Annotated in this window: 19 protein-coding genes; 13 read left to right on the top strand and 6 right to left on the bottom strand. The window is 68.9% G+C overall.

Going from position 1 to position 25,208, the window contains the following annotated elements; all coding sequences use genetic code 11:
- Window positions 1-175 precede the first annotated feature (175 nt).
- Together ACFU5V_RS05335 and ACFU5V_RS05330 are read left to right on the top strand one after the other, a co-directional pair.
- Window positions 176-1,417: an MFS transporter gene (locus ACFU5V_RS05335; RefSeq protein ID WP_378697418.1), complete on the top strand. Its 1,242-nt coding sequence runs from the start codon at window positions 176-178 to the stop codon at window positions 1,415-1,417.
- Between the two features lie 17 nt (window positions 1,418-1,434).
- A complete protein-coding gene (locus ACFU5V_RS05330; protein WP_378697416.1) occupies window positions 1,435-3,081 on the top strand; it encodes an amidohydrolase in 1,647 nt (548 codons plus the stop codon).
- A 9-nt stretch (window positions 3,082-3,090) separates the two neighbouring features.
- Here the strand turns inward: ACFU5V_RS05330 and ACFU5V_RS05325 are convergent, their stop codons facing one another.
- Entirely contained in the window at window positions 3,091-3,714 is a 624-nt protein-coding gene (locus ACFU5V_RS05325; protein WP_378697414.1) for a TetR/AcrR family transcriptional regulator, read from the bottom strand.
- 102 nt (window positions 3,715-3,816) lie between these two features.
- Between ACFU5V_RS05325 and ACFU5V_RS05320 the strand changes: the two genes are divergently transcribed.
- The 8 genes from ACFU5V_RS05320 (at window position 3,817) to ACFU5V_RS05285 (ending at window position 15,979) form a co-directional block, all read left to right on the top strand.
- Entirely contained in the window at window positions 3,817-5,247 is a 1,431-nt protein-coding gene (locus tag ACFU5V_RS05320) for an APC family permease (protein WP_378697412.1), read from the top strand.
- Window positions 5,247-6,920 (top strand): amidohydrolase, encoded by a 1,674-nt coding sequence (locus ACFU5V_RS05315; RefSeq protein ID WP_378697410.1) that lies wholly within the window; start codon window positions 5,247-5,249, stop codon window positions 6,918-6,920. Before ACFU5V_RS05320 ends, ACFU5V_RS05315 begins: the two co-directional genes overlap by 1 nt.
- A gap of 186 nt (window positions 6,921-7,106) precedes the next feature.
- Window positions 7,107-8,537, top strand: a complete 1,431-nt coding sequence (locus ACFU5V_RS05310) for a gamma-aminobutyraldehyde dehydrogenase (RefSeq protein ID WP_378697408.1) — start codon at window positions 7,107-7,109, stop codon at window positions 8,535-8,537.
- A 53-nt stretch (window positions 8,538-8,590) separates the two neighbouring features.
- Window positions 8,591-9,931 carry a 4-aminobutyrate--2-oxoglutarate transaminase gene (gene gabT, locus ACFU5V_RS05305; RefSeq protein WP_378440378.1) on the top strand — a complete coding sequence of 447 codons (1,341 nt, stop codon included), beginning with the start codon at window positions 8,591-8,593 and terminating at the stop codon, window positions 9,929-9,931.
- An 81-nt stretch (window positions 9,932-10,012) separates the two neighbouring features.
- Window positions 10,013-11,971, top strand: a complete 1,959-nt coding sequence (locus ACFU5V_RS05300) for a primary-amine oxidase (protein ID WP_378697406.1) — start codon at window positions 10,013-10,015, stop codon at window positions 11,969-11,971.
- A complete protein-coding gene (locus ACFU5V_RS05295) occupies window positions 11,964-13,418 on the top strand; it encodes an NAD-dependent succinate-semialdehyde dehydrogenase (protein ID WP_378697404.1) in 1,455 nt (484 codons plus the stop codon). The genes ACFU5V_RS05300 and ACFU5V_RS05295 overlap by 8 nt, the downstream gene beginning before the upstream one ends.
- A 34-nt stretch (window positions 13,419-13,452) precedes the next feature.
- Window positions 13,453-14,343, top strand: coding sequence for a universal stress protein (locus ACFU5V_RS05290; protein ID WP_378697402.1), 891 nt, complete (start codon window positions 13,453-13,455; stop codon window positions 14,341-14,343).
- Between the two features lie 55 nt (window positions 14,344-14,398).
- A complete protein-coding gene (locus ACFU5V_RS05285; RefSeq protein ID WP_378697400.1) occupies window positions 14,399-15,979 on the top strand; it encodes an APC family permease in 1,581 nt (526 codons plus the stop codon).
- Here the strand turns inward: ACFU5V_RS05285 and ACFU5V_RS05280 are convergent.
- Window positions 15,939-16,550: a TetR/AcrR family transcriptional regulator gene (locus ACFU5V_RS05280; RefSeq protein WP_378697398.1), complete on the bottom strand. Its 612-nt coding sequence runs from the start codon at window positions 16,548-16,550 to the stop codon at window positions 15,939-15,941. The genes ACFU5V_RS05285 and ACFU5V_RS05280 overlap by 41 nt on opposite strands.
- A 191-nt stretch (window positions 16,551-16,741) precedes the next feature.
- On the opposite strand from ACFU5V_RS05280, the gene ACFU5V_RS05275 reads away from it, so the two are divergent.
- Window positions 16,742-17,722, top strand: a complete 981-nt coding sequence (locus ACFU5V_RS05275; RefSeq protein WP_378697396.1) for a nitrilase-related carbon-nitrogen hydrolase — start codon at window positions 16,742-16,744, stop codon at window positions 17,720-17,722.
- Window positions 17,722-18,744, top strand: coding sequence for an agmatine/peptidylarginine deiminase (locus ACFU5V_RS05270; RefSeq protein WP_378697394.1), 1,023 nt, complete (start codon window positions 17,722-17,724; stop codon window positions 18,742-18,744). Before ACFU5V_RS05275 ends, ACFU5V_RS05270 begins: the two co-directional genes overlap by 1 nt.
- A 67-nt stretch (window positions 18,745-18,811) precedes the next feature.
- Here ACFU5V_RS05270 and ACFU5V_RS05265 read toward each other — a convergent pair whose 3' ends face one another.
- The 3 genes from ACFU5V_RS05265 to ACFU5V_RS05255 form a co-directional block, all read right to left on the bottom strand.
- The gene (locus ACFU5V_RS05265) at window positions 18,812-20,785 is read right to left on the bottom strand and encodes a VWA domain-containing protein (protein WP_378697392.1); all 1,974 of its coding nucleotides are present in this window, start codon (window positions 20,783-20,785) and stop codon (window positions 18,812-18,814) included.
- Window positions 20,785-22,170: a sigma 54-interacting transcriptional regulator gene (locus ACFU5V_RS05260; protein ID WP_015889399.1), complete on the bottom strand. Its 1,386-nt coding sequence runs from the start codon at window positions 22,168-22,170 to the stop codon at window positions 20,785-20,787. The genes ACFU5V_RS05265 and ACFU5V_RS05260 overlap by 1 nt, the downstream gene beginning before the upstream one ends.
- Before the next feature lie 73 nt (window positions 22,171-22,243).
- Entirely contained in the window at window positions 22,244-22,555 is a 312-nt protein-coding gene (locus ACFU5V_RS05255; RefSeq protein WP_378697390.1) for a hypothetical protein, read from the bottom strand.
- Between the two features lie 199 nt (window positions 22,556-22,754).
- Here ACFU5V_RS05255 and ACFU5V_RS05250 point away from each other — a divergent pair, with 199 nt between their 5' ends.
- Window positions 22,755-23,720 carry an alpha/beta fold hydrolase gene (locus ACFU5V_RS05250; RefSeq protein ID WP_378697388.1) on the top strand — a complete coding sequence of 322 codons (966 nt, stop codon included), beginning with the start codon at window positions 22,755-22,757 and terminating at the stop codon, window positions 23,718-23,720.
- Here the strand turns inward: ACFU5V_RS05250 and ACFU5V_RS05245 are convergent, their stop codons facing one another.
- Complete coding sequence (locus ACFU5V_RS05245; protein ID WP_378697386.1) at window positions 23,721-24,818, bottom strand: N-acetylmuramoyl-L-alanine amidase; 1,098 nt, start codon at window positions 24,816-24,818, stop codon at window positions 23,721-23,723. It abuts the gene before it with no gap.
- Window positions 24,819-25,208 lie beyond the last annotated feature (390 nt).

Here is a 25,208-nt window from a genome sequence, read left to right as displayed (position 1 = left end):
GCCGACCTCGAACAACGCCGAAACGCAACATTAACGAATCAAGTTCGTTTGCCCCCTTGCGCCCGGGGCACACCCTCCGCATACTTAACGAATCCCATTCGCTAAGTGACCCACGTCTCACGCGGGCCGCCACCCGAGACCCGGAGTTGTCGTTGTCCCACCCCAGGAATCCCACGTGACCGCCGCCGTCCGCGTCCCCCTCACCCTCGGCCGCGGCATCGCCACCTTCAGCGTCTTCGTCGTCGGCTACATCACCGCCAATCTCATCCCGCTCATGATCATCGCGATGGTCGACGACCTCGGCGTCACCCAGACCGTCGCCGGCGCCGTCCTCACCGGTTCGCTGCTGGCCACCGCGCTCGTCTGCCTCGCGACCACCCGGTGGGCGGCAGGCCGCTCACGCCACCTGCTCGGCCGCGTCAGCCTCGTCGTGATGGCCGCCGGTTTCGGCGTCGCCGCCCTCGTCCACTCCGCGCCGATCGCGTGCGCCGCCATCATCGTCGGCGGGATCGGCGCCGGCGGCGCGGTCGCGGTCGGCGGCGCCGCCCTGGCCGCACTGAACAATCCGAACCGGGTGTCCGGGATCAACGGGCTCGTCAACCGCACCGCGGTCACCGGAATCCTCGCGCTGATCCCGATCCTCGGCCTGCACATGACCAATGCCTTCGGGATCGTCGCGGTGCTGGCGCTGGCGACGGTGTTCACGATCACCTGGCTGCCCTCCGCCCCCGCCGCCGGCGGCGACGACGAGCCGAGCGCGGCACACACCCGAACCCCGTTGCCCGAGGGCGTCACCGAGAAGAAACTCGCCGTCGCCGGCTACTCCCTCCTCGTCCTCTTCGCGATCTGGGCGATCGGCGAGGACTCGCTGTGGGCGGTGTCCGGCATCATGGGCGCCGAACACGCGTCTCTCACCGAACAGCAGATGGGTCTGGCCCTCAGCCTGTCCACCGCGGGCGGTATCGCCGCCGCCCTCGTCCTCACGGCGCTCGGTTCACGCCTCGGCCGCACCGTTCCCACCGCCGTCCTCCTCGGACTCGGCGCCGCCCTGAAACTGGGCTCCTGCCTGGCCACCGATTCGACGACGTATCTGGTGCTCATCATCGCCTGGAACACCGTGTACGCCGCGGCCTTCATCTACGTGGTGGCCATCGCCGCCGCCCTGGACCCGTCCGGCCGCTGGTCCGCCCCACTCCTCGGCACCTACCTGGTGGGGTCGGCGTTCGCCCCGCTGTTCGGCACGCTCGTGACCGGCGCCGTCGGATACGTCGCGTTCGGCTTCGTCCTGGCGGGCATCAGCCTCGCCCTGCTCGCGCCGATCGTCTGGATCGCCCGCCTGTCGACGCGCACCGAGCGGGCCTCCGCATTACCCGGACAGGATCCCGCTGCCCGGTACACCACCTCGGTCGTCGTCTGACGGAAAGAGAGAACACCATGAACACGGACACGACCCACTACCGCGGCGGCCGGATCTTCACCGCCGCCGAACCGGCCTGGGCCGAGTCGATGATCGTCCGGGGCGACCGCCTGACGTACGTCGGCGACACCGCGACCGCCGACAGGCTGTCCGGCGACGCCCGCGTCGTCGACCTCGGCGGGGCATTCGTCCTGCCCGGCTTCATCGACGCCCACACCCACCTGCTGATGATGGGACAGGCCCTGCAGAAGGTGGACCTGCAGAGCGCCGCCGACCTGACCGACATCCAGGACCGCATCCGCCGGTTCGCCGCCGAGAACCCGGACGCACCCCGGCTCCTCGGCCGCAGCTGGCTGTTCTCCGCACTCGACGGGCACCCGCCGACGCGTCAGATGATCGACGCGGCCGAATCCGACCGTCCCGTCTACCTCGATTCCAACGACGTGCACTCGGCGTGGGTGAACACCGCCGCGCTGCGCGAACTCGGCATCGACACGGACACCCCGGACCCGATCGGCGGCCGCATCGAGCGCGATCCCGTCACCGGTGAGGCCACCGGCATGCTGTTCGAGACGGCGGTGACCCAGATCGTGTGGCCCGCCCTCGCGAAGGCGATCAGCAACGACGAACGGGACACCGCCCTCGCGGCCGCCTTCGAGCAGTATCTCGCCGACGGCGTCACCGGTGCGGTCGACATGGCGCTCGGCGCGGACGAGGTCGCGGCGCTCGAACGCGCACTGGCCGCGGGCGGCGGCACGCTGCCGCTGCGAGTGGCCGGACACTGGCTGATCGAACGAACCGACTCGGAAGAGGACAACGTCCGCCAGGTGCACGAGGCGGCGGAGTACCAGCAGCGCCTGCAGGGCCCGTGGCTGCGGATGGCCGGGATCAAGGTCATCATCGACGGTGTCATCGACAGCTGCACCGCCGCCATGAAAGAGCCGTACTCGGACGGCACGAACGCCGAACCGATCTGGGACCTCGCCTCGCTGGCACCGGTGGTCGCCGCGGCCGACGCCGCCGGACTCCAGGTGGCGATGCACGCCATCGGCGACCAGGCGTCGGAGATCGCGCTCGACGCCCTCGAACAGGCCGTCGCCGCCAACGGGATTCGACCACGCCGGCACCGGATGGAGCACCTGGAGACGATCACGGAGGACAACGTGCAGCGGCTCGCCCGGCTCGGCGTCGTCGCCTCGATGCAACCGGTGCACGCCGACCCGGCGATCCAGGACAACTGGCGGGCGATGCTGGGCGACCATCGGGTCGAGCGGGCGTTCCCGTGGCCCGAGATGACGGCGGCGGGCGCCGTCCTCGCGCTGGGCTCCGACGCCCCCACCGCACCGCATCCCCCGCTGCCCAACATGTACATCGCGACGACGCGCAAGTCCGCGATCGATCCGGCGCTCGCGCCCAACCTGCCCGAGTACGCGCTGCCGATGGCGGACGCGCTCGCGCACGCCACCCGCGACGCCGCCTACTCGTGCCGCTGGGACGACCTCACCGGTCAGCTCGTCGAGGGCAAGGCCGCCGATTTCGTGGTCCTCGACGGGGATCCGTTCACCGCGGGCACCGATTCCCTGCTCACCGCACGGGTGCAGCTGACCGTGGTGGCCGGTTCGGTGCGCCACGAAGCAGCGGTGGCAGGCAGCCTCCACGTGTAACCGTTCCGGTCAGTCCCGTTCGGCTGCGGCGTCTTTCGTGACGCCGCAGCCGATCTGTTCACAGAATCCCAGCATGGCCGTGCGCGCGGCGTCGACGGTGATGAGGCTGTTTCCCCCGACGATGTGCAGACCGTACGCGTCCTCGAGGGCCACCAGGTTCATGGCCGCCTGGTCGAGGTCGCCGCGCACGGCGAACTCCCCCGACGCGTGCCCGTCGCCGAGGATCGCGCGGTACGTCGCGAGTTGCCGCAGATACATCTTCCGGACCAGTTCGTCGTGCAGCGCCGAAGTGCCCGACATGAAGTCGAATTCGTAGAGCAGCCGCATCAGGGTGTCGTCGGGCCCGCTCGGCAGCCCCGCGTCGATGGCCGTCCTCAGCTTGGCGGCGTACGACGCCTGGGCGGCCACCGCCTCGTCGCGCTGATCGCAGTAGCGCTCGGTGCCCGCCCGGTGCGCCTCGACGAGAAGCGCATCCAGGTCGTCGAAATAGTAGAGCAGCGCACCGCGCGTCAGGCCCGCCCGCTTCGCCACGTCGGTCAGGGACAGGGACCGCAGTCCGTGAGCGGATCCCGCCTGCAGCGCGGCCTCGACGAGTTCGGAACGCCGCTGCTTCTGAGTGTTCGGTCGCGCCATGCCGTTGACAGTAGCCGACGTGATCTGTGACACTCGGCCCAGTTGTTTGACGGATCTGTCAAAAAACTATTTCACCCCCTCACCCCCTCGAACGGACAGCTCATGGACCAGACCGCCCGGCCGCCCACCGCCACTCCCCCCGCCGCCGCGGGCGCCTACGAGGCCTCACTCTCGCGGAGCATCGGCGTCGGCGGGAACATTCTGATCACCCTGTCGTCGATCTCACCGGCGTCGAGCGTCTTCATCCTCGGCGGCTCGGCCCTCGCCCTGTTCGGCACCGGCGTCTTCTGGGCGTTCCTCATCGCCGGCGTCGTCAGCATCCTCATCGCCTTCTGCTACGCCGAACTCGCCTCCGCGTATCCCGTTGCCGGCGGCGACTACTCGCTGGTGTCGCGGGCACTCGGACCGGCCTTCGGCGTCGCCACGTTCTTCATCAGCCTCATCTCCCTGCCGCTGATCATCGCGGTCTTCGCCCTCGGCGTCGCCGACTATCTGGGCGTCGCGATCCACGGACTGTCGCCGCAGCAGACCGCGCTGGTCGTGGTCGTGATCACCACCGTGACCGCGTGTTTCGACATCCGGACGAACGCGTGGCTCACCGGGGTCTTCCTCGGTGTCGAGATGGCGGCGCTGACACTGCTCACCGTTCTCGGTTTCGTCCACATGGAACGGCCGCTGTCGAGCCTGCTCAGCCCGGAGGTCCTCGACCCGGCCACCGGCCAACTCGCACCACTCGCGATCTCCGGACTGATGCTCGCCGTCACCCAGGGAATCTTCGCGTACAACGGGTACGGCGGCGCCGTGTACTTCGCCGAGGAGACCAAGAATGCCGCCCGCTCGATCGCGAAGGCCGTGATCTGGAGCGCCGTCATCACCGTCGCCACCGAACTCGTCCCGCTGATCGCCATCATGGTCGGCGCCCGCTCGCAGACCGAACTCTTCGGTTCCAGCCTTCCCGTCGAGGCCTTCCTCACCGAACGCGCCGGTCACGCCGTCGCCATGGTGGTCATGCTCTCGATCGCCCTCGCCGTGATCAACGCGATCATCGCGATCACGCTGCAGGCGGGCAGGCTCCTCTACGCCGCCGCTCGCGATCGCGCGCTCCCCGAGACCGTCGCGGCGCCGCTGCAGGCCGTCAGCAGCAAGGGCCGCGTTCCCGTGCTCGCCACCGTCGTGATGGGCGCGATCGCGTTCGCCGCGTGCTTCGTCCCGCTGGACGTCCTGCTCACCGCCACCGGGTCGACCCTGACGTTCACCTACCTGTTCATCGCGCTGGCCGCGATCCACCACCGCCGCGGCGGGACCACCCGACCCGGCTACCGCATGCCGTTGTGGCCGCTGGCCCCGGGAATCTGCATCGCGGCACTCGGTCTCGTCTTCGTCGTCACCCTGCTGGACCCGGAGCAGTGGCTCAGCCTCGGCATCTCCCTCGGACTCGTCGCCGCCGGCTTCGCCTACTTCGCCCTGTACCTGCGACCGCGCAAGAACACCCACCTGCTGCTGCTCGACGCCGCCCCCGAGGAGACCTGCTGATGCTCGACCTGCTGCTGAACAACGGCGTCGTCCGCACATTCGATGCTCCCGGCCGGGCCGAGGCCGTCGGCATCGCCGACGGCCGGATCCGATACGTCGGGACCACCGAGGACGCCCCTCCCGCCCGGCGGACCATCGACCTGCGTGGCCGGCTGGTCACCCCCGGCATCATCGACAGCCACAACCACCTGCTCCTCGGATTCGACCCCGACGCCGTGAGCCTCGAAGGCGCACAGGACCTCACGGAGGTCCGGCGGCGGATCGGCGCACACGCGGCCGCCCGCCCCGACCTCGACTGGATCTGCGCCGAGAACGCCGTCTACTCCGTGGTGACCGGGCGCAGGCCGAACGCCGACGACCTCCGCGGCCTCACCGACCGCCCGGTGTTCATCACCACCTACGACCAGCACTCGGTGTGGCTGAACGAGGCCGCGCTGCGGAAGCTCGGGATCGACCGTGGCACGCAGATCCCCTGGGGGCGTCCGGAATTCGACGGCCACGGCGCACCCACCGGCTGGGTCACGGACTTCTACACCAGCGCGATGACGCGGGCCGGCCTGGCCGGGCTGCAACGCGACATCCCGATGTACTCCCCCGACCGCAGGTACCGGCGCATCACGTCCAGCCTGGAGATGGCGACCGCGTGCGGCATCACCACCGTCGTCGAACCACAGGTCCCACTGGCCGAACTCGACCTGATGTACCGGGCACGGGCCGAGGGGCGAATGCAGTCGCGGGTGATCACCGCCCTGTTCCATCCGGTCGGCGCCGACGCCGCGTTCCGCCGGGACCTGCGGGAGGCCGTCGACGGCGCGCCGGTCGACGACATGCTCCGGCTCGGGCCGGTCAAGCTGTACGCCGACGACGTGATCGAGCCGCACACCGCCGCCATGCTCGCCGACTACGCGAACCGGCCGGGCCACCGCGGAGCGCCGAGCCTGCCGCCGCAGGAGTTCACCGCGATGCTCACCGAACTCGACCGCCTCGGTTTCCAGACGCACACGCACGCGACGGGCGACTGGGGCATCCGGCTGGCGCTCGACTCGATCGAGCACGCCGCCGGGGTGAACGGCACCACCGACCGGCGGCACGGCATCGTCCACGTCGAGTGCCTGCACCCGGAGGACCTTCCCCGGTTCCGGGACCTCGGCGTCGTCGCGGCGATGCAGCCGCGGCACTGCTCACCCGACCTCGTCGCGGGAACGTGGATGGAGAACGTCGGCGAGGACCGGTGGGACCGGGCGTGGCGTTTCCGTTCGCTCGCCGAGTCGGGGGCGGCGCTGGCGTTCTCCAGCGACTGGCAGGTCGGGGAGATGGATCCGCTCGTCGGCCTCTACTCGGCTCTCACCCGCTCGGGTCTGGACGGCCGCACCGACTGGACCCCGCGCGAACGCATGGACCTGGATTCGGCGTTGCGGGCGTACACCCGCGGCGGCGCCTGGGCCTGGCACGCCGAGGACGACCTCGGGGTGATCCGTCCCGGCGCCCACGCCGACCTGGTCGTCTGGTCGGCGGACCTGTATGCGCTCGAACCCGGGGAACTGCTGGACCAGCGGGCCGACCTCACGCTCGTCGGCGGCGAGGTCGTGCACGACGCCGCCGTCGCGAACGTCCCCGCGGACGTGCCGTTCGCCGGTTCCGGCGCGGCCGGGCACACCTGCTCGCACGGGTGACGTCCGGATTGGACAACTCGGCGCGGTGGGGGGCGCGTCATTCACCATTTTGTCAGCTGCCTCCAGCTTGTGAGACAGCGCACACTTGTTTTCAGATGTTCTGCAACTCCGGGCCCCGGTCGGACCGTTCCGCCGACGGACCGCTGCGGACCACGAGTTTCGACCACACGAGAGGAACCGGTACGAATGTCGATCGACGTACTCGAGAACTACATCAACGGTGAGTTCGTCGCCTCATCCGCGACGGAGACGCTGGACTTGATCAACCCTGTGGACGAGAGCGTCGTCGGGCGGGCGCCCGTCTCCACCAAGGCCGACGTGGACGCGGCCGTCGAGGCCGCCGAGCGGGCGTTCGTCACGTGGGGCAAGACCACACCGAGCGTGCGGCAGGCCGCGTTGCTGAAGCTCGCCGACGCGATCGAGGCGCACAGCGACGAACTCGTCGAGGCCGAGTGCCGCAACACCGGACAGCCCAAGCAGGTCATCGCCGACGAAGAGATCAAGGTGGGCGCCGACCAGCTCCGCTTCTTCGCGGGCGCGGCCCGCATGCTCGAAGGCAAGGCCGCCGGCGAGTACATGGACGGCTTCACGTCCTACGTGCGCCGCGAGCCGATCGGCGTCGTCGGTCAGGTCACCCCGTGGAACTACCCGTTCATGATGGCGCTGTGGAAGATCGGCCCCGCGCTCGCGGCAGGCAACACGATCGTCCTCAAGCCCAGCGACACCACCCCGAACAGCACACTGGTGCTGGCCCGACTGACCAAGGGGATCCTCCCGGACGGCGTCTTCAACGTCGTCCTCGGCAACGGCGAGACCGGCGCCACCCTCGTGGAGAACCCCGCCCTCGGCCTGGTGTCGATCACCGGATCCGTGCGCGCGGGCATCGCCGTCGCCGTCTCCGCCGCACGCCAGCTCAAGCGGGCCCACCTCGAGCTCGGCGGCAAGGCCCCCGCCATCGTCTTCGGCGACGTCGACATCGAGAAGACCGCGAGCGGCATCGCCGAGGCCGCCTTCTTCAACGGTGGCCAGGACTGCACCGCCGCCACCCGCGTCCTCGTCCACGAGTCCATCCACGACCAGCTCGTCGACGCCCTCGTCCGCAAGGCCGAGACGCTCGAGCCAGGACTGCCGGACGACCCGGACACGTTCTACGGCCCGCTCAACAACGTCAACCACTTCAACGCGGTCAGTTCCAAGATCGCCGCGCTCCCCACCTCCGCCAAGATCGTCACCGGCGGAAAGCGTTCGGGCGAGCAGGGATTCTTCTTCGAACCCACCGTGATCACCGGCGTCGACCAGCGCGACGACATCGTGCAGGAGGAGACGTTCGGTCCCATCCTCACCGTGCAGAGCTTCTCCGACGAGAAGGAGGCCGTGACCCTCGCCAACGACGTCCGGTACGGTCTGGCGTCGAGCGTGTGGACCAACGATCACGGCGTCACGCAACGGCTCTCGGCCGCACTCGATTTCGGTGCCGTCTGGATCAACTGCCACATCCCGCTGGTCGCCGAGATGCCGCACGGCGGATTCAAGTACTCCGGATACGGCAAGGACCTCTCCGGCTACGGCGTCGAGGACTACACCCGCATCAAGCACGTCATGAGCTCCAACGACTGACGTCGCTCCCACCCATACCCATCCACGTCACGACCCTTGAGGACTGCACCAACATGAACGACATCCAGTACCGGCTGCCGCAGAAGCGCGCCCTGGTCACCGAGCTCCCCGGCCCGAAGTCGGCGGCCCTCACCGCACGCCGCCGCGCTACCGTGGCCGCGGGCGTCGGCTCCAGCGTCCCCGTGTACGCGGCGGATGCCGACGGTGGTGTGGTCGTCGACGTCGACGGCAACTCCCTGATCGACCTCGGCTCGGGCATCGCCGTCACCAGCGTCGGCGCGTCCGATCCGGCCGTCGCCGAGGCGGTCCGGGAGCAGGTCGGGCACTTCACCCACACCTGTTTCATGGTCACCCCGTACGAGGGCTACGTCCGCGTGGCGGAGGAACTCGCCGCTCTCACCCCCGGCGACCACGAGAAGCGCACCGTCCTGTTCAACTCGGGCGCCGAGGCGGTGGAGAACGCGATCAAGGTTGCCCGCCTCGCCACCGGCCGCGACGCCGTCGTCGCGTTCGACCACGCCTACCACGGTCGCACCAACCTGACGATGGCCCTCACCGCCAAGTCGATGCCCTACAAGGCCCACTTCGGCCCGTTCGCGCCCGAGGTGTACCGGCTCCCGATGTCCTACCCGTACCGGGACCAGGACGGACTGACCGGCGAGCAGGCCGCGCAGCGTGCCATCAGCCAGATGGAGAAGCAGATCGGCGCCGATTCGCTCGCGGCGATCATCATCGAGCCGATCCAGGGCGAGGGCGGATTCATCGTTCCCGCCGAGGGATTCCTCCCCACCCTGGTGAACTGGGCCCGCGAAAACGGCGTCGTGTTCATCGCCGACGAGGTGCAGACCGGATTCTCCCGCACCGGCGCCTGGTTCGCGTGCGAGCACGAGGAGATCGTCCCGGACATCATCACGATGGCCAAGGGCATGGCGGGCGGTATGCCGCTGTCCGCGATCACGGGCCGTGCCGAACTGCTCGACAAGGTGCACCCGGGCGGACTGGGTGGCACGTACGGCGGCAACCCCGTCGCGTGTGCCGCCGCGCTCGCCGCGATCGACAGCATGCGGAAGTTCGACCTGCCCGCTCGCGCACAGCACATCGGCGACCTGGCGCTGCCGCGGTTGCGGGCCCTCGCCGCCGAGGTCGGGGTCATCGGTGAGGTGCGCGGACGCGGCGCGATGCTCGCGATGGAGTTCGTCAAGCCCGGCACGACCGAGCCGGACGCGGAACTGACGAAGGCCATTGCCGCCCGTGCGCTCGAACAAGGTGTCATTCTGCTGACATGCGGTACGTACGGCAACGTCATCCGGCTGCTTCCGCCGCTGGTGATCGGCGACGACCTGCTCGACGACGCCCTGACCGTGATCGAGCAGATCGTGCGCTCGCTCGTCTGACCCGTGCGCCTTTTCGGTAGCCACCACGACCGAAAAGGCGCACGAGCACGAAGTGCCCACCCATCGACCAGAGGAGACATCATGACCCGGACGACCACCGGCACGTTCCATCCTCTGGACCCGTTGGGGGCGGACGAGTTCGCGAAGGCCGCGGCCGTCCTCGCCAGGGAACACGGGGTCGGGGACGGCTGGCGGTTCGCGTCGATCGAACTCGCCGAACCGGACAAGGCCGCGGTGTCGGCGTTCGACACCGCGGGCACCGTCCCGGACCGCCGGGCGATCGTCATGTGCTTCGACCGCGGCAGCGGAGACACCTACAAGGCGCTCGTCTCGCTGACGGGAGACAACGTGGTCTCCTGGCAGCACATCCCGGACGTCCAGGCCAATTTCACGGTCGACGAATGGGAAGAGGCGGACGCCTTCCTCCGCGGGCACCCGGACGTGATCGCCGCGCTCGCGAAGCGCGGGATCACGGACATGAGCCTGGTGTTCATGGACGTGTGGACGTACGGCGACGCGGTGACCCCGGAGAAGTACAAGGGCCGCCGGCTCGGCTGGTCGGACACCTGGGTGCGGGCGTCCGAGGGCGCCAACCCGTATGCGGGCCCGGTCAACGGCTTTCACTGCGTGATCGACGTCAACGCGATGGAACTGCTCGAGATCGAGGACACGTTCAGCGTCGAACGTCCCGAGGTCATGGGCGAGTACGTGCCCCGGCACATTCCGGAACGGATCCGGAACGCGAGCACCCGGCCGCCGTTGAAGCCGTTGGACATCGTCCAGCCGGAGGGACCGTCGTTCACACTCGAGGGCAACAAACTCGAGTGGCAGAACTGGTCGCTGCGAGTCGGATTCAACTATCGCGAGGGCATGACCCTGCACGCGGTGACGTACAACGACAACGGCCGGGTGCGTTCGATCGCGAACCGGATGTCGTTCGCGGAGATGGCGGTGCCGTACCGCGACACCAGCCCCGATCACTACCGCCGCACCGCGTTCGACATCGGCGAGTGGGGCATCGGGTTCATGACCACCTCGCTCACCCTGGGCTGCGACTGCCTCGGCGAGATCCGGTACCTCGACGCCGTCCTCCACGACAGCCACGGTGTGCCGTTCACGATCGAGAACGCGATCTGTATCCACGAGGAGGACAACGCCGTCCTCTGGAAGCACGTCGACCACGACGGCGCCGAGGTGCGCCGGATGCGGCGGCTGACGGTGTCGACGCACGTGACGGTCGCGAATTACGAGTACCTCGTCTACTGGCGGTTCTACCAGGACGGCAACATCGAGTGCGAGGTCCGTGCCACCGGGATCATGGTGGTGAGCCACTTTCCGGAAGGCGGTGAGCACCCGAGCGGAACCCTGGTCGACACCCGCACGTACGCGCCGTTCCACCAGCACTTCCTGGTCGCGCGGCTCGATCTCGACATCGACGGCACCGAGAACACGGTGTACGCGACCGAGACCGAGATCGTCCCGATGGGCCCGGACAATCCCCTCGGGCTCGCGCTGCGCCAGAAGAACACCCCGCTGCGCACCGAACTCGAGGGCAGGCAGGATTTCGACTGGCAGAGCCAGCGCGCGTGGAAGGTCGTCAACGACAACACGACCACCGGACTCGGCACCGCCCCCGCCTACAAACTCGTTCCCGGCGGCGCGATCCCGTCGATGTTCGACCCGACGTCGCCGATCTTCCAGCGCACCGGCGCGATCGGCCACACCGTCTGGGTGACGCCCAACTCCCCCGACGAACGCTGGCCCGCCGGGGAATTCGTGAACCAGAGCAAGGTCGATCACGGACTTACCGAGTGGACCGCGGCCGACCGGCCGATCGAGAACACCGACGTGGTGCTCTGGTACACGTTCGGGATCCACCACATTCCGCGGCCGGAGGACTGGCCGATCATGCCTGCCGACACCGTGTCGTTCTGGCTGAAACCGGTCGGATTCTTCGACCGCAACCCCGCCCTCGACGTCGCCCCCATCCCGGAGGCGTGCGATCACCACCATCCCCACCACGAGGACTCCGATGACTGATTTCGAACGGCTCCGCGCCACCCTGCCCACCGGTCTGTGGATCGACGGCGCCCAGACCGACCCGATCGACGGCGGCACCTTCCCGGTGTACGACCCGGCCACGGGAACCCTCATCGCCGACGTCGCCGATGCGGGCGGCAAGGACGCGATGCGCGCACTGGACTCCGCTGCGGCGGTCCAGGAGGAATGGGCGGCGACCGCACCGCGGCAGCGGTCGATCATCCTGCGGTCGGCGTGGGAGAAGGTCATCGAGCGTACCGACGACCTCGCGCTGCTCATGACGATGGAGATGGGCAAGGCCCTGCCGGAGAGCCGCGGCGAGGTCAACTACGGCGCCGAATTCCTGCGCTGGTTCAGCGAGGAAGCCGTCCGCATCCAGGGCCGCTACACCACGTCGCCGTCGGGCAGCGGACGGATCATGGTCACCAAGGTGCCCGTCGGACCCACCCTGGCCGTCACCCCGTGGAACTTCCCGCTCGCGATGGGCACCCGCAAGATCGGGCCCGCGCTCGCCGCCGGCTGCACGATCATCGTCAAGCCCGCCGAGGACACCCCGCTCACCATGCTGCTGCTCGCCGAGATCTTCGCCGAGGCAGGGCTGCCCGCCGGGGTGCTGTCGGTGCTGCCCGCGTCCAACGCCGCCGCCGTCACCGAACCGCTGCTCGCCGACCCGAGGCTGCGGAAGGTGACGTTCACCGGCTCCACCCGCGTCGGCAAGATCCTCATCGAGCAGTCCGCCCAGCAGGTACTGCGCACGTCGATGGAACTCGGCGGCAACGCGCCGTTCGTGGTGTTCGACGACGCCGACATCGACGCCGCCGTCGAGGGCGCGATGGCCGCGAAGATGCGCAACGGCGGCGAGGCCTGCACCGCCGCCAACCGCCTGATCGTCGCGAACTCGGTGCGCGAGGAATTCACCACCAAGCTCACCGACCGGATCGCCGCGCTCCAGGTCGGACCGGGCAGCGAGGAGGGCACCAACGTCGGTCCCCTCGTCAACGAGAAGCAGCGCCGCAACGTGGCGTCCCTCGTCGACGACGCCGTCGCCGCGGGCGCCCGGGTCCGCACCGGCGGCAAGTCCGTCGACGGTCCCGGCTACTTCTTCGAGCCCACCGTCCTCGACGAGGTGCCCGCGAACGCCCGCATCGTCCGCGAGGAGATCTTCGGACCCGTCGCCGCGATCACCGGTTTCGACACCGAGGCCGAGGGCGTCGCCGCCGCGAACGACACCGAATACGGTCTCGCCGCATACATCTACACGCAGAACGTCGACCGCGCGTTCCGCGTCGCCGACAAGCTCGAGAGCGGCATGGTCGGCGTCAACCGCGGAGTGATCTCCGACGTCGCCGCGCCGTTCGGCGGAGTCAAGCAGTCCGGACTCGGCAGCGAAGGCGGCACCGAAGGCATCGAGGAGTACCTCGAGACCAAGTACGTCGGCTTCGCGTAAACCACCCGCCCCGAGACAGAACGGAACCGTCACCATGCGATTGGTCGTTGGATATCTCGCCACCCCCAGCGGGGAGGACGGTCTGGCCCTCGGGGCACAGCTCGCCCGTAGTCTCGGCGCACAGCTCGACATCTGCATGGTTCTCCCGCCGGACCGCACGGTCCCGGCGAGAGTTCCGGCAGAAACCGGTTACGACGACATCCTCGCCTCCCGCGCGCAGCGCTGGCTGGACGACGCGAAGTCGTCGGTGCCGAGCGACATCGACGTGGACGTGCACCTGAGTTTCCACGAATCGTTCGCGCAGGGCCTCATCGACGAGGTGTCCCGGCTGGGGGCGCAGGCGATCGTCGTCGGCGCCGCCGGCGACGGCCTGCTCGGCAGGCACTCCGTCGGCTCCGTGTCGACGGAACTGCTGCACTCGGCGCACGTTCCGCTGGCCCTCGCACCCCGCGGGGCGCGGCACTCTTCCGCGAAGAAGATCCGCGAGGTGACATGCGCACTCGGCACCCGGGCCGGGGCCGACGTGCTGCTGCGGACGGCGGTGCGGACGTGCGAGCGGATGCAGACCCCGCTCCGCCTCGTCTCGCTCGTCGCCCTCGACCCGCAGAACGACCTCCGCGATCACCGGGACACCCCCGGCGACATCCGCGACCGGGCCGTCGCCCACGCGCAGAGCACCCTCGAAGAGGCGAAATCCGCCCTTCCCGAAGACTTTCCCGTCTCCGTCACGATCGCCGACGACTCCTCCGTGGAATCGGCGGTCCGCAAACTCGAGTGGCAGGACGGCGACCTCGTCATGGTCGGCTCCAGCCGGCTCGCCCAACCTCATCGACTGTTCCTGGGATCCACCGCGGCCAAGATGCTCCGCGTCCTGCCGGTGCCCATGGTGGTCGTACCCAAGCAGGAGTTTTCAGGCAGTGAGTAAACCGTCCGCGACACCCGCCCCGGATCCACGATCATTCCCGACCGGAGGTTCAGACATGACGAACAGCGAGGGCGCACCGGCCTCGGCCGGCGTTGCCGTGAGCACCAAAGGCCTGGCCACCGGTGCGGTCGGGACGTTCTCCGGGGCGATCCTCGGGATCTCCTCGGTGGCACCGGGTTACACGCTGACGGCCAGCATCGGGCTGATCGTCGCGGCGGTCGGGTTGAAGATGCCCGCCATCTTCATCGCCGGCTTCATCCCGATGTTCCTCACGGCGTACGCGTACCGGGAACTCAACTCCGAATCACCCGACTGCGGTGCGTCGTTCACGTGGTCGACGAAGGCGTTCGGACCGTACGTGGGCTGGATGTGCGGCTGGGGCATGGTGATCGCCACGATCATCGTTCTCTCGAACCTCGCGGCGATCGCCGTCCAGTTCTTCTATCTGTTCATCGCGAAACTGTTCGACGCACCGAGCATCGCGGACCTGCCCGGCAACAAATTCGTCAACGTGGGCACCACGCTGCTCTTCATCGCGCTCGCCACGTGGATCGCCAGCCGCGGCATCACCACCAGTGAGCGCCTGCAGGTCGCGCTCGTAGGCTTCCAGATGGTCCTGCTCATCGCGTTCGCGGTGGTGGCACTGGTCCACGTCGGCAACGGCGACGCCCCCGCCGGGCTCTCGTTCGACCTGAGCTGGTTCAACCCGTTCACGGGGCTGGCCGTCGGCGCGTTCGTGATCGGCCTGACGGGTTCGATCTTCGCGTTCTGGGGCTGGGACACCTGCCTGACGCTCGGCGAGGAGTCCAAGAACCCCAAGAAGACCCCCGGCCGCGCGGGACTGCTGTGCGTGACCACGATCCTGCTGACCTACCTGCTCGTGTCGGTCGCGGCGATGATGTATGCCGGCGTCGGCGAGGACGGTCTCGGACTGGGCAACCCGGACAACTCCGAGAACGTCTTCGGTGCCCTCGCCGATCCGGTCCTCGGCAACTGGGGCGGCATGCTGCTGTTCCTCGCGGTGTTCGTCTCCTCGGTCGCGAGCCTGCAGACCACGTTCCTGCCCGCCGCGCGGACCATGCTCGCCATGGGCGCCTACGGGGCCTTCCCCAAGAAGCTCGCCGACGTGAGCCCCCGGTTCCTCGTCCCGTCGTTCGCCACGGTCGTCGCCGGTGTGGTGACGGCGGTCTTCTACACCGTCGTCACGTTCCTGTCCGAGCGCACGCTGCTCGACACCATCGCCGCGCTGGGAATCATGATCTGCTGGTATTACGGCATCACGGCGTTCGCGTGTGTCTGGTACTTCCGGGACACCCTGTTCACGAGTGTCCGCAACTTCGTCTTCCGGTTCGCGTTCCCGGTCCTCGGCGGCCTCGTGCTGCTCGCGGTGTTCGTGATCTCGATCGAGGAGAGCATGAACCCGGACAACGCGAGCGGCGCGTCGATCGGCGGAATCGGCCTGGTCTTCTTCCTCGGCTTCGGCATCCTCCTGCTCGGCGCCGTGCTGATGATGGTCATGCGCTTCCGCAGTCCCGCGTTCTTCGAGGGCAAGACCCTCAACCGCGACACCTCCGCGTTGCGGGACGAGAGCGATCTCACGGCTCGTTCGGAGCCTGCGCCACCAAGCCAGCGATAAGCGTCCGCAGCCCGAACTCGAATGCTGCATCCGCCCGTCCGGGGTTCGGCCCGGACGTGGCCAGGGCGGCCCGCATGGACTCGTTCGCCTCCGGGGCGGTCGCCCAGACCACCTCGGGTGCGGCGAGGTCCAGCGCCGACCCCAGCACGAAACTGTCGACCGTCGTGATGGCGTGCAGAATCTCCTCGGGCGTGAAGCCGCCGTCCGAGAATGCCTGCGCCAGAGCGTTGTACAGAGCGAATGCCACACCGGACTGCACTGTGTGCGCGGTGAACAGGGGAATCAGCCGAGGATGCTCGGCGTAGTTGCGCCGATATTCGCGCGCCAGGCCGGCAACCGTCTCGCTCCACTTGCCGTCGGGGTCCGCCACCACGATGCCCGCCATCATGCGGGCACGCATCAGTTCGATGATCTCCGCCCTCCCGGACACGTGGTTGTACAGCGAGGAGGGCCGCACCTTCAGCCGGTCGGCGAGACCCGGCATCGTGAAATCACCCGTGAGGTCCACCATGCGCATGGCGGCTTCGGTGATGATCTCCGGCGACAGCAGTCGCTGCGATGGCCGTGGCATGGGTGCCCTCCTGGTCGGTGCGTGTCACCGGCGACGCGCGCCTCGGCGCCGCCGTATCGGCGACCAGGGCGGATACCGAAGGAATCGAAATCGTCGCTCCCCGCCCCTTGATCGCCGAGCATTTACCCACCATACTTAACGAATCCAATTCGTTTTAGGCGCTCGCCGAACCGAACATCCGAGGAAACACAATGTTGACGATCACCGCCCTCACACCTCCCGAGTCCCTGTCGAGGACGCGCGAGACCGGACGCACCCCGCTCCGCGTCGGCCTCGTCCAGCACCGCTGGCACGAGAACGAGCAGGATCTGCGGGCCGAACTCGACGAGGGCATCGCCGCCGCAGCCACGCTCGGGGCGCGCGTGGTGTTCCTCCCCGAACTCACCCTGAGCCGGTACCCGGCCTTCGTCGAAGGCGGTGACAACCCCGGCCGCCACGCCGAGGACCTCCTCACGGGACCCACGTTCACGTTCGCCGCCAAGGCCGCCGCCGAACACGGCGTCCTCGTCCACGCGTCCCTGTACGAGCGCAACGACTCCGAGAACGGCGTCCAGTACGAGGACGGGCTCGGATTCAACACCGCCATCCTCGTCGCCCCGTCCGGCGAACTGCTCGCGCGCACCCGCAAGCTGCACATCCCCGTCACCGCCGGCTACTACGAGGACACCTACTTCCGCGGCGGCCCCGCCGAGAACCCGTACCCCGTCCACACCGCCGAGGCACTGGACGGCGTCAAGCTCGGACTCCCCACCTGCTGGGACGAATGGTTCCCCGAGGTCGCCCGCGCCTACTCGCTCGGCGGCGCCGAGATCCTGGTGTACCCCACCGCAATCGGCTCGGAACCCGACCACCCGCAGTTCGACACCCAGCCGCTGTGGCAGCAGGTGATCGTCGGCAACGGCATCGCGAACGGCACGTTCATGGTGGTGCCCAACCGCCACGGCGGCGAAGGCCTCATCACGTTCTACGGCTCGTCGTTCATCTCCGACCCCTACGGCCGCATCCTCGCGCAGGCCCCGCGCGACGAATCCGCCGTGCTGGTCGCGGACCTCGACCTCCAGCAGCGCGAGGACTGGCTGGCGCTGTTCCCGTTCCTGGCCACCCGTCGCCCCGACACGTACGGCGTCCTCACCGAGCCCGTCGATCACGCATCCCCGTTCGGGAGGAACTGATGTCCTGGCGCATGCCCGCGGAAGGCGAACTGCACGAACGCACCTGGATGGCCTATCCCAGTGCGGGCTACTCCCTGGGCGACACCCCCGAGGAGCAGCACGAGGCGCGCACCACATGGGCCGAGGTGGCGCACGCGGTCGCACGATTCGAACCGGTCACCGTCGTCGTCGACCCCGGTGAGGTGCCGGCGGCCGCACAGTACCTGTCCCCCGACATCGACATCGTCGAGGCACCGCTGAACGACGCCTGGATGCGCGACATCGGACCCACGTTCGTGCTGTCCGAGGACGGACGCCTCGGCGGCGTCGACTGGATCTTCAACGGCTGGGGCGGCCAGGACTGGGCCCAGTGGGACAAGGACTCGAAAATCGGCGCCCTGGTGGTCGAGCGGTCGGGTGCCGAACTCGTCGACTCGCCGATCGTCAACGAGGGCGGCGGCATCCAGGTCGACGGCCTCGGCACCGTCCTGGTCACCGAGACCGTGCAACTCGACCCCGGCCGCAACCCGGACCTGTCGAAGGCGGACATCGAGGCCGAACTCGCCCGCACGATCGGTGCCACCACGGTGATCTGGCTGCCGCGCGGGCTGACCCGCGACTCCGACACGTACGGCACCCGCGGGCACGTCGACATCGTCGCCGCCATCCCCTCGCCGGGTGTCGTCCTGGTGCACGATCAGCGCAACCCCGACCACCCCGACTTCGAGGTCAGCAAGGCCGTCATCGACGTGCTGAAGCAGACCACGGACGCCCGCGGTGAGTCGTGGGAGATCATCACCGTCCCCGCGCCGACGGTCCTGCGCGACGAGGAGGGGTTCGTCGACTACAGCTACATCAACCATTTCGTCGCGAACGGCGGCGTCATCGCGTGCAGCTTCGACGATCCCGCGGACGAGGAAGCGGTCGCGATCCTGTCGGCCGCCTACCCGGGACGCACGGTCGTCTCCGTCGACGCCCGCCCGCTCTTCGCCCGCGGCGGCGGCATCCACTGCATCACCCAGCACCAGCCCGCCGTGCGCTGACGCACCCGTGAGTACTTGTTAACCGCGGGCGGTTGACAAGTACTCACGGGTGGCGGAGCCGCACCGCCTAACGCCTGCGACGCATGTAGTCGCTGACGACGGCGGCGCCGAGACCGTCCAGACCCGGCGCCACGACGCGTCCGCCGACCCGTTCCGCCATCCGGTCCACCACCCGCGCGAGACCGGGATCCTCACCGAGCCGGAAGAACGTGACGTGCGCGCCGAGCCGGGCGAGGGTGTCGAGTTCCCGGACCGTCAGACCGAGGGTCCGGGCACTCGGCGGGTAGTCGAAGTACGCGAAGCCGTCCGGCTCGAGGTGCGCTGTCGGCTCACCGTCCGTGACGATCAGGACCACTGGCTGGGCGTTGGGATGCCTGCGCAGATGCCGGGCGGCCAGCAGCAGCGCGTGGTGCAGGTTGGTGCCCTGGTCCCAGGCACCGTCCAGGCCCGCCAGCTCCGACGGCGTCAGCACCTGCGCGTGCCTGCCGAACGAGATGAGCTGCAGTTCGTCGCTGCGGAACCGGGTGCTCACCAGATGATTCAGCGCGAGTGCGGTGCGTTTCATCGGCACCCACCGCCCCTCCATCACCATCGAGAACGACGTGTCGACCAGCAACGCGACCGCCGCCTGCGACCGCTGCTCGGTCTCCATCACCTCCACGTCCGCCACGGACAACCGGACCGGGACGCGACCGCGTTCGACCGGATCGGACGCCGCCCGCAGCACCGCGTTGGTGATGGTGCGGGTGACGTCCCACGGCTCGGTGTCGCCGAACGCCCACTCGCGGGACGCCCCCGTCGGCTCCCCCATCGCCCCGGCGCGCCGCGTCTCCCGTTGCCCGCCGCGCGAAGACAGTTGCTGCGCCACGTCCCGCAGTGCCGTCTGACCGAGTTGGCGCATCGCCTTCGGCGACAGCCGCCACTGGCCGTCCGCCCCGCGGTCGAAGAAACCCTGGTCCCGCAGTGCCTTCTCCAGTTCGGCGAGGGTCTGCGCATCCGCCGCCGCCTCGTCGCCCAGTTGACGGGCCAGGGCCTCGGCGTCGATGTCGTCGAGTTGTGCACCCGCGTACTGCTGCGACAGTTGCTCGGCGAGCGACTCGAGTTCCGCGATGTCCTGCAACGCCCCGGTGCCCTCGCCCAGTCCCATGCCGTCGTCGCCGCGGAACCGCTGCGCGCCCTGCCAGTCCTCGCCGGGGCGGGCGGCCTGCAGGTGCTGGTCGAGGCGGTCCAGCTGTCCGATCAGCGACGGGTCGCCGAACGCCTGCTGCGCCAGCGCGTCGAGTTCGTCGCGCTGCTCCTGCGACAGCGAGTTCCGCAGCCGCTGCGCCGCCGCCGCGCGCTGCGCCAGCGAGTCGAGCAGTTCCTCGACGTTGCGCGGGTTCTCGGGGAAATACTCGCCGTGTTTGTTCATGAACTCGTCGAACTGCTCCTGCGTGTCCTCGCCGCGGGAATGCTTGTCGAGCAGGTCGTTGAGGTCGGACAGCATCTCCCGGATGCGTTCGCGGTCTTCCTCCGTGGCACCCTCGAGCGCCTGTTTCATGCCGGCGAACCGCTGGTCCAGCACCTCGCGGCCCAGCAGGTCCCGGATCTTCTCGTAGTCGGCGCGGGCTTCGGAACTGCGCCAGTCGTAGTCGGCGAGGTCCTGCACGGCCTGCGCGGTGGACGGCGACAGTTCCTCGAGGCGCATCTCCGAGAAGCGGGCGTCGTCGTCGAGCGCGCGGGCGAGGGTCTTGCGTTCCTCGAGCACCGCACGGTCCAGAAGTTCCCGGACCTCTTCGAGGGTGCCGTTCAGGTTGTTCCGCTTCAGCAGTTCGCGGCGGCGGCGATTGGCTTCGGCCGCAAGCTCGTCGAGGCCGCGCATGTCCCGGCTGCCGCGGCGCAGCAGCTCGCGCAGCGCCTGCCGCGGCGAACTGCCCGCGAACACGTCGTCACCGATCGCGGCGAGCGCCTCGCGCAGGTCCACCGGCGCCGCCAGCGGATCACCGCCCTCGTACGGGCCGTACCGCGCATTGTGCAGCCCGCGTTCCGCCTTGCGGGACATTACGAATACACCGTCTGCCCGTTGATGTCCGGGTTCTTGGAGATCCGCCGCGCCAGGTACAGCCCTTCGAGCGCGAACTCGGCCGCCGCAGCCCGCTCGCCGTCGGACTCCGCGCCCAGACGTTCGGCGAGCACGTCGAGGACCTCGAGTTCGGGCAGCTCGTTCAACAGTGCCTTCGCCGTGATCCGTTCGCCGGTGACCACCGGGTCGCCCTGTTCGACGGCGTCCACGAGTTCGGCGAGGTCGATGCCGCCGAGCCGGGTGCGGACCGTGTCGGCCGTCGCCCGCCGGAGCAGGTGCTCGAGGACCTCGATCTCGCGCCCCTCCTCACCGGATTCGAATTCCACCTTGCCCCGCAGCACGTCGACGACGGTCTCGAGGTCGACGGGCCGCGCGACCGGGTCGGCCTCGCCGAGGACGGCGCCGCGATGCACCGCGGCCGCACTGACGGTTTCGGCGCCGGCCACCGCGAAGCGGGCGGACACCCCCGACCGCTGATCGACGGACGTCGACTCGCGGAGCAGCCGGGTGAACCGGGCCAGGATCTCGAGGAGGTACTCGGGCACCTCGGCGGTGAGGTGCGCTTCCTGCAGGATGACCGCGACCTCGTCGTCGAGACGCGTCGGGTAGTGCGTCCGGATCTCGGCACCGAACCGGTCCTTCAGCGGGGTGATGATACGACCGCGGTTCGTGTAGTCCTCCGGGTTCGCGCTGGCCACCATGAGGACGTCCAGCGGCAACCGGAGCGTGTACCCGCGGACCTGGATGTCGCGTTCCTCCATGACGTTGAGCAGCGACACCTGGATGCGTTCGGCGAGGTCGGGCAGCTCGTTGATGGCGACGATGCCCCGGTGCGCGCGGGGAACGAGACCGAAGTGGATGGTCTCCGGGTCGCCGAGGCTGCGGCCCTCCGCGACCTTCACGGGGTCGACGTCGCCGACGAGGTCCGCCACCGACGTGTCCGGGGTCGCGAGCTTCTCCGAGTACCGCTCACTGCGGTGCCGCCATGCGACGGGGAGGCTGTCGCCCAGTTCCTGCGCCCTGCGGATCGACGCCGGGGTGATGGGCTCATAGGGGTGCTCCCCGAGTTCGGAACCGGCGATCACCGGAGTCCATTCGTCGAGGAGCAGGTTGAGGGTGCGGAGGAGGCGGGTCTTGCCCTGACCTCGTTCGCCGAGCAACACCACGTCGTGACCTGCGATGAGTGCCCGTTCGAGTTGCGGTTCCACCGTCTCCTCGAAACCGACGATGCCGGGCCACGGGTCACGACCGTCGCGTAGGGCCGCGAGCAGATTCTCGCGGATCTCTTCCTTGACGGTGCGTTGAACGTGGCCCGACTCGCGGAGCTCGCCGACGGTGGAAGGTCTGTGTTCCGATGACGTCACCACTCCACGCTACGAGGGTTCGGGCGAATCGGCACGCGGTTAATGCGCGGCGGCCCTCCCGAGCGCAGCGCGCCTACGCGGCAACCGTGCACGAGGACGCGGCGTCCAACTCGCGCCAGACGGCGCGGTAGCGCTCGACCGTCGCCGGATCGGCCGCCGCGAGAAGCGAATCCAGCAGGAGTCGCGGATCGGCTCGCCACGCCCGGACCACGTTCGCAACCGCACGGTTGGAGAACAGACCCGACCCGGTGAGCGCAGACACCCACTCGTCGATCGCGCCCCGGTGAATCCGCTCGACGGCCTCCCGGCGGAATCCGCCGTCGACGAAGTCGAGGGAGAACATGGCGGCGACGAAATCACCGGTGGTCAACTGTACGACGTTCATGATGCGGCACCTTCCTGGAGTCGGGAGCTCGTCTCGGACGTAATCCGTTGGAACAACTGGTGATGCAGACGCTAATCGCCGAATGTGTGAGTTCTGTGATGCTTCTCTGAGATCTCGGCCGCGACGCCTTCCGCCGGCGTCACGGCGGAGTGCAACGGGTGCGGCGACTGCGCGCGACGTGAACTGGTAGACAGTCCCCATGCCTGACACCGAGATCACCTTCGCCAGCGGTGCCGTCACCTACTACGGCAGCCTCCGCACCCCCGCCGACGCGAACGGGTCGGCGCCCGCCGCACTGCTGCTCGCCGGCAGCGGTCCGACCGACCGCAACGGCGACAGCGCCCTGCTCCCCGGTGACATCGGAACCCTCCGCCACCTCGCCGACGTGCTCGAACGGCACGGCATCGCGAGTCTGCGCTACGACAAGATCGGCAGCGGCGAGACCGCCCTCGGCCCGTACGAGGTGGAGGAGGTCGGCGGTCTCGGCTTCACCACCTTCGTCGACGCCGCGTCCGCGGGCCTGGACTTCCTGGCGGCCCAGCCCGGAGTCGACCCGTCCCGGCTGATCGTCATCGGGCACAGCGACGGCGGGCTCGTCGCCCTCGCGCTCGCCACCGCGGAGAACGAGTCGCGGGTGCGCGCCGTCGGACTGCTCGAACCGCTCAGCGTCCGGCTCCTCGACCTGCTCACCACGCAGATCCACGGACAGCTCGACGCCGTCGTCGGCGCCGGACAGCTGCCGGTGGAGCTGGCCGACGAACTGCGGCTCGCGCTCGCGGACACCGTCGAATCGCTGCGCACGTCGGGCACGATCCCCGACGACCTGCCGGAACCCCTGCAGAACGCCGGGCTGGTCCACGCCAACGCCAAGGCCCTCGCGGAGGAGGACGCTCTCGACCCCCGCGCGCTGGCCGGCCGGCTGCCCTCTGGTTTCCCGGTTCTCACGAGCTGCTCCGCCAAGGACATTCAGGTGCAACTCGCGGACGTCGACGGCCTGAACGACGCCCTCGCACACACCGCGCTGACGCCGGTGCGGATGGCGAACGCCAATCACGTCCTCAAGGACGTCGGCGACCGTCCGTCCACCGGTCCGGATTACGTGGAACCGCTGCCCTACTCGGCAGAGTTCACCGAACCGTTCAGCAGGTGGATCGCGGCACTGTGATCAGTTCGCCCCGCCGGCCCCGGTGATCACGGCCAGCAACGTGCTCGCCAGATCGGACACGAGCCCGAGGTTCTTGTCGTTGACGAGGTCCTCCAGCCCGTCCAGCCCCTGGACCTCCAGCAGCGGCGCGAGCATCTCCATCAGCTCCGACAGCTGCGCCGAATCCGGCGCCGTCGACTGCGGGTTCGCCGACTTCGGGGTGGTCGCCTTCGGGGTCGTGGTGGTGGTCGACGACGCGCTGTCCTCGCCGGCCTCGGGTGCCGTGGTCGCGGCCGGCGCTGCGGCCAGCTCCTGGGCGGGCGCCGCCTCCGAGCCCGTCAGCAGGTAGGTGACGATGCCCGTCGTGATGGTGATGGCGTGCTTCAACTGGCCGTCGGTGCTCTCCAGCTGCGCGGAGTCCTCCTTGTTGGACCCGTTGCCCATCTCGACGAACACCAGCGGAATCTGGGTCAGCGCCGGACCGGCCACGTCGGCGCGGGTCTGGAGGCCGTCGTTCACGCCTGCGTAATTGGCGGGAACGAAACCGTCGGACTTGTAGGCGTCACGCATCATCTTCGATGCCTCGAGCCCGCCCCCGGCCTGCGCCGCGTCCGCCTTCTCGTCCGGGATCGGCAACGACGGGATGATCATGTGGAATCCGTGCTTGCTCGCGTCCTCACCCTGCGCCGTCGAGTCCGCGTGAATGCTCACCGCCAGATCTGCGTTCGATTCGTTTGCCGCACGAGCCCTTTCGTCGATGCACCCGCCCCAGCCGGTGTCGTCCTGACGACTCAGGACGACCTTCGCGCCGAGACTCTCGAGACTGCTCTTCACCAGCTGGGAGACGTTCCAGTTGATGGTGTGTTCGGGCACCCCGCCCAGCGACGTCATGCCGCTCGTCTGGCAGTCCTTGGTGTTGCCGCGGCCGTCGTTGACCTGCTGTGCGAGGTCGTGACCCTCGCTGGAACCCTGATGCCCGGGGTCCAGGAACACCGTCATCCCGGACAGTTCGGTGCCGGTCGCCGTCGCCGCGGGCTCCGCCGACACCTGAGCAGGGATGAGCGCGGACGCACCCAGGACGCAGGCGCCGAGGCCGGCCTTGATCGCAAAACGGTTCATAACGGGGATGGGCGCACCGTCGCAGTCCGGGCGCCACTCTCCTTCCACAGGTGCCACTCGAGTCACATCAGCCCCGAGTGAATCAGCTGCACCGCGCGTTCGTGCTGCTCGAGTCCGGATCGAAAGCAAGCTGTAACCAAAGTGGTGGGATTCGACGGACGAGGTGCGGATGTGAACGGGACGGCAACTCTGGGCGAAGACTCGCTGCTCAACCGTGCCTTCCTGCGCGGTGGCCGGATAATGGAGGTGCAAACCCTCAACCGGTGCTGTACGGTCATCTACCAACCAGCAACGACACGCAGAAAGGTACGGCCATGATGCAGCTTCACGCGCTCTTCGCATCCGTACCCGCATGGCGTCGATGCTCCGCCGACAAGCACATCACCAAGT

The organism is Rhodococcus sp. NPDC057529 (assembly GCF_042802055.1).
Classification (GTDB): domain Bacteria; phylum Actinomycetota; class Actinomycetes; order Mycobacteriales; family Mycobacteriaceae; genus Rhodococcus_F.
This window is presented reverse-complemented; position numbering and strand designations above follow the sequence as displayed.

What these genes read in the sequence shown, in the direction of transcription:
- ACFU5V_RS05330 (WP_378697416.1), top strand. Translation starts at nt 1,435, where the DNA reads ATGAACACGGACACGACCCACTACCGCGGCGGCCGGATCTTCACCGCC.
- ACFU5V_RS05325 (WP_378697414.1), bottom strand. Translation starts at nt 3,714, where the DNA reads ATGGCGCGACCGAACACTCAGAAGCAGCGGCGTTCCGAACTCGTCGAG.
- ACFU5V_RS05320 (WP_378697412.1), top strand. Translation starts at nt 3,817, where the DNA reads ATGGACCAGACCGCCCGGCCGCCCACCGCCACTCCCCCCGCCGCCGCG.
- ACFU5V_RS05315 (WP_378697410.1), top strand. Translation starts at nt 5,247, where the DNA reads ATGCTCGACCTGCTGCTGAACAACGGCGTCGTCCGCACATTCGATGCT.
- ACFU5V_RS05310 (WP_378697408.1), top strand. Translation starts at nt 7,107, where the DNA reads ATGTCGATCGACGTACTCGAGAACTACATCAACGGTGAGTTCGTCGCC.
- gabT (WP_378440378.1), top strand. Translation starts at nt 8,591, where the DNA reads ATGAACGACATCCAGTACCGGCTGCCGCAGAAGCGCGCCCTGGTCACC.
- ACFU5V_RS05300 (WP_378697406.1), top strand. Translation starts at nt 10,013, where the DNA reads ATGACCCGGACGACCACCGGCACGTTCCATCCTCTGGACCCGTTGGGG.
- ACFU5V_RS05295 (WP_378697404.1), top strand. Translation starts at nt 11,964, where the DNA reads ATGACTGATTTCGAACGGCTCCGCGCCACCCTGCCCACCGGTCTGTGG.
- ACFU5V_RS05290 (WP_378697402.1), top strand. Translation starts at nt 13,453, where the DNA reads ATGCGATTGGTCGTTGGATATCTCGCCACCCCCAGCGGGGAGGACGGT.
- ACFU5V_RS05285 (WP_378697400.1), top strand. Translation starts at nt 14,399, where the DNA reads ATGACGAACAGCGAGGGCGCACCGGCCTCGGCCGGCGTTGCCGTGAGC.
- ACFU5V_RS05280 (WP_378697398.1), bottom strand. Translation starts at nt 16,550, where the DNA reads ATGCCACGGCCATCGCAGCGACTGCTGTCGCCGGAGATCATCACCGAA.
- ACFU5V_RS05275 (WP_378697396.1), top strand. Translation starts at nt 16,742, where the DNA reads ATGTTGACGATCACCGCCCTCACACCTCCCGAGTCCCTGTCGAGGACG.
- ACFU5V_RS05270 (WP_378697394.1), top strand. Translation starts at nt 17,722, where the DNA reads ATGTCCTGGCGCATGCCCGCGGAAGGCGAACTGCACGAACGCACCTGG.
- ACFU5V_RS05265 (WP_378697392.1), bottom strand. Translation starts at nt 20,785, where the DNA reads ATGTCCCGCAAGGCGGAACGCGGGCTGCACAATGCGCGGTACGGCCCG.
- ACFU5V_RS05255 (WP_378697390.1), bottom strand. Translation starts at nt 22,555, where the DNA reads ATGAACGTCGTACAGTTGACCACCGGTGATTTCGTCGCCGCCATGTTC.
- ACFU5V_RS05250 (WP_378697388.1), top strand. Translation starts at nt 22,755, where the DNA reads ATGCCTGACACCGAGATCACCTTCGCCAGCGGTGCCGTCACCTACTAC.
- ACFU5V_RS05245 (WP_378697386.1), bottom strand. Translation starts at nt 24,818, where the DNA reads ATGAACCGTTTTGCGATCAAGGCCGGCCTCGGCGCCTGCGTCCTGGGT.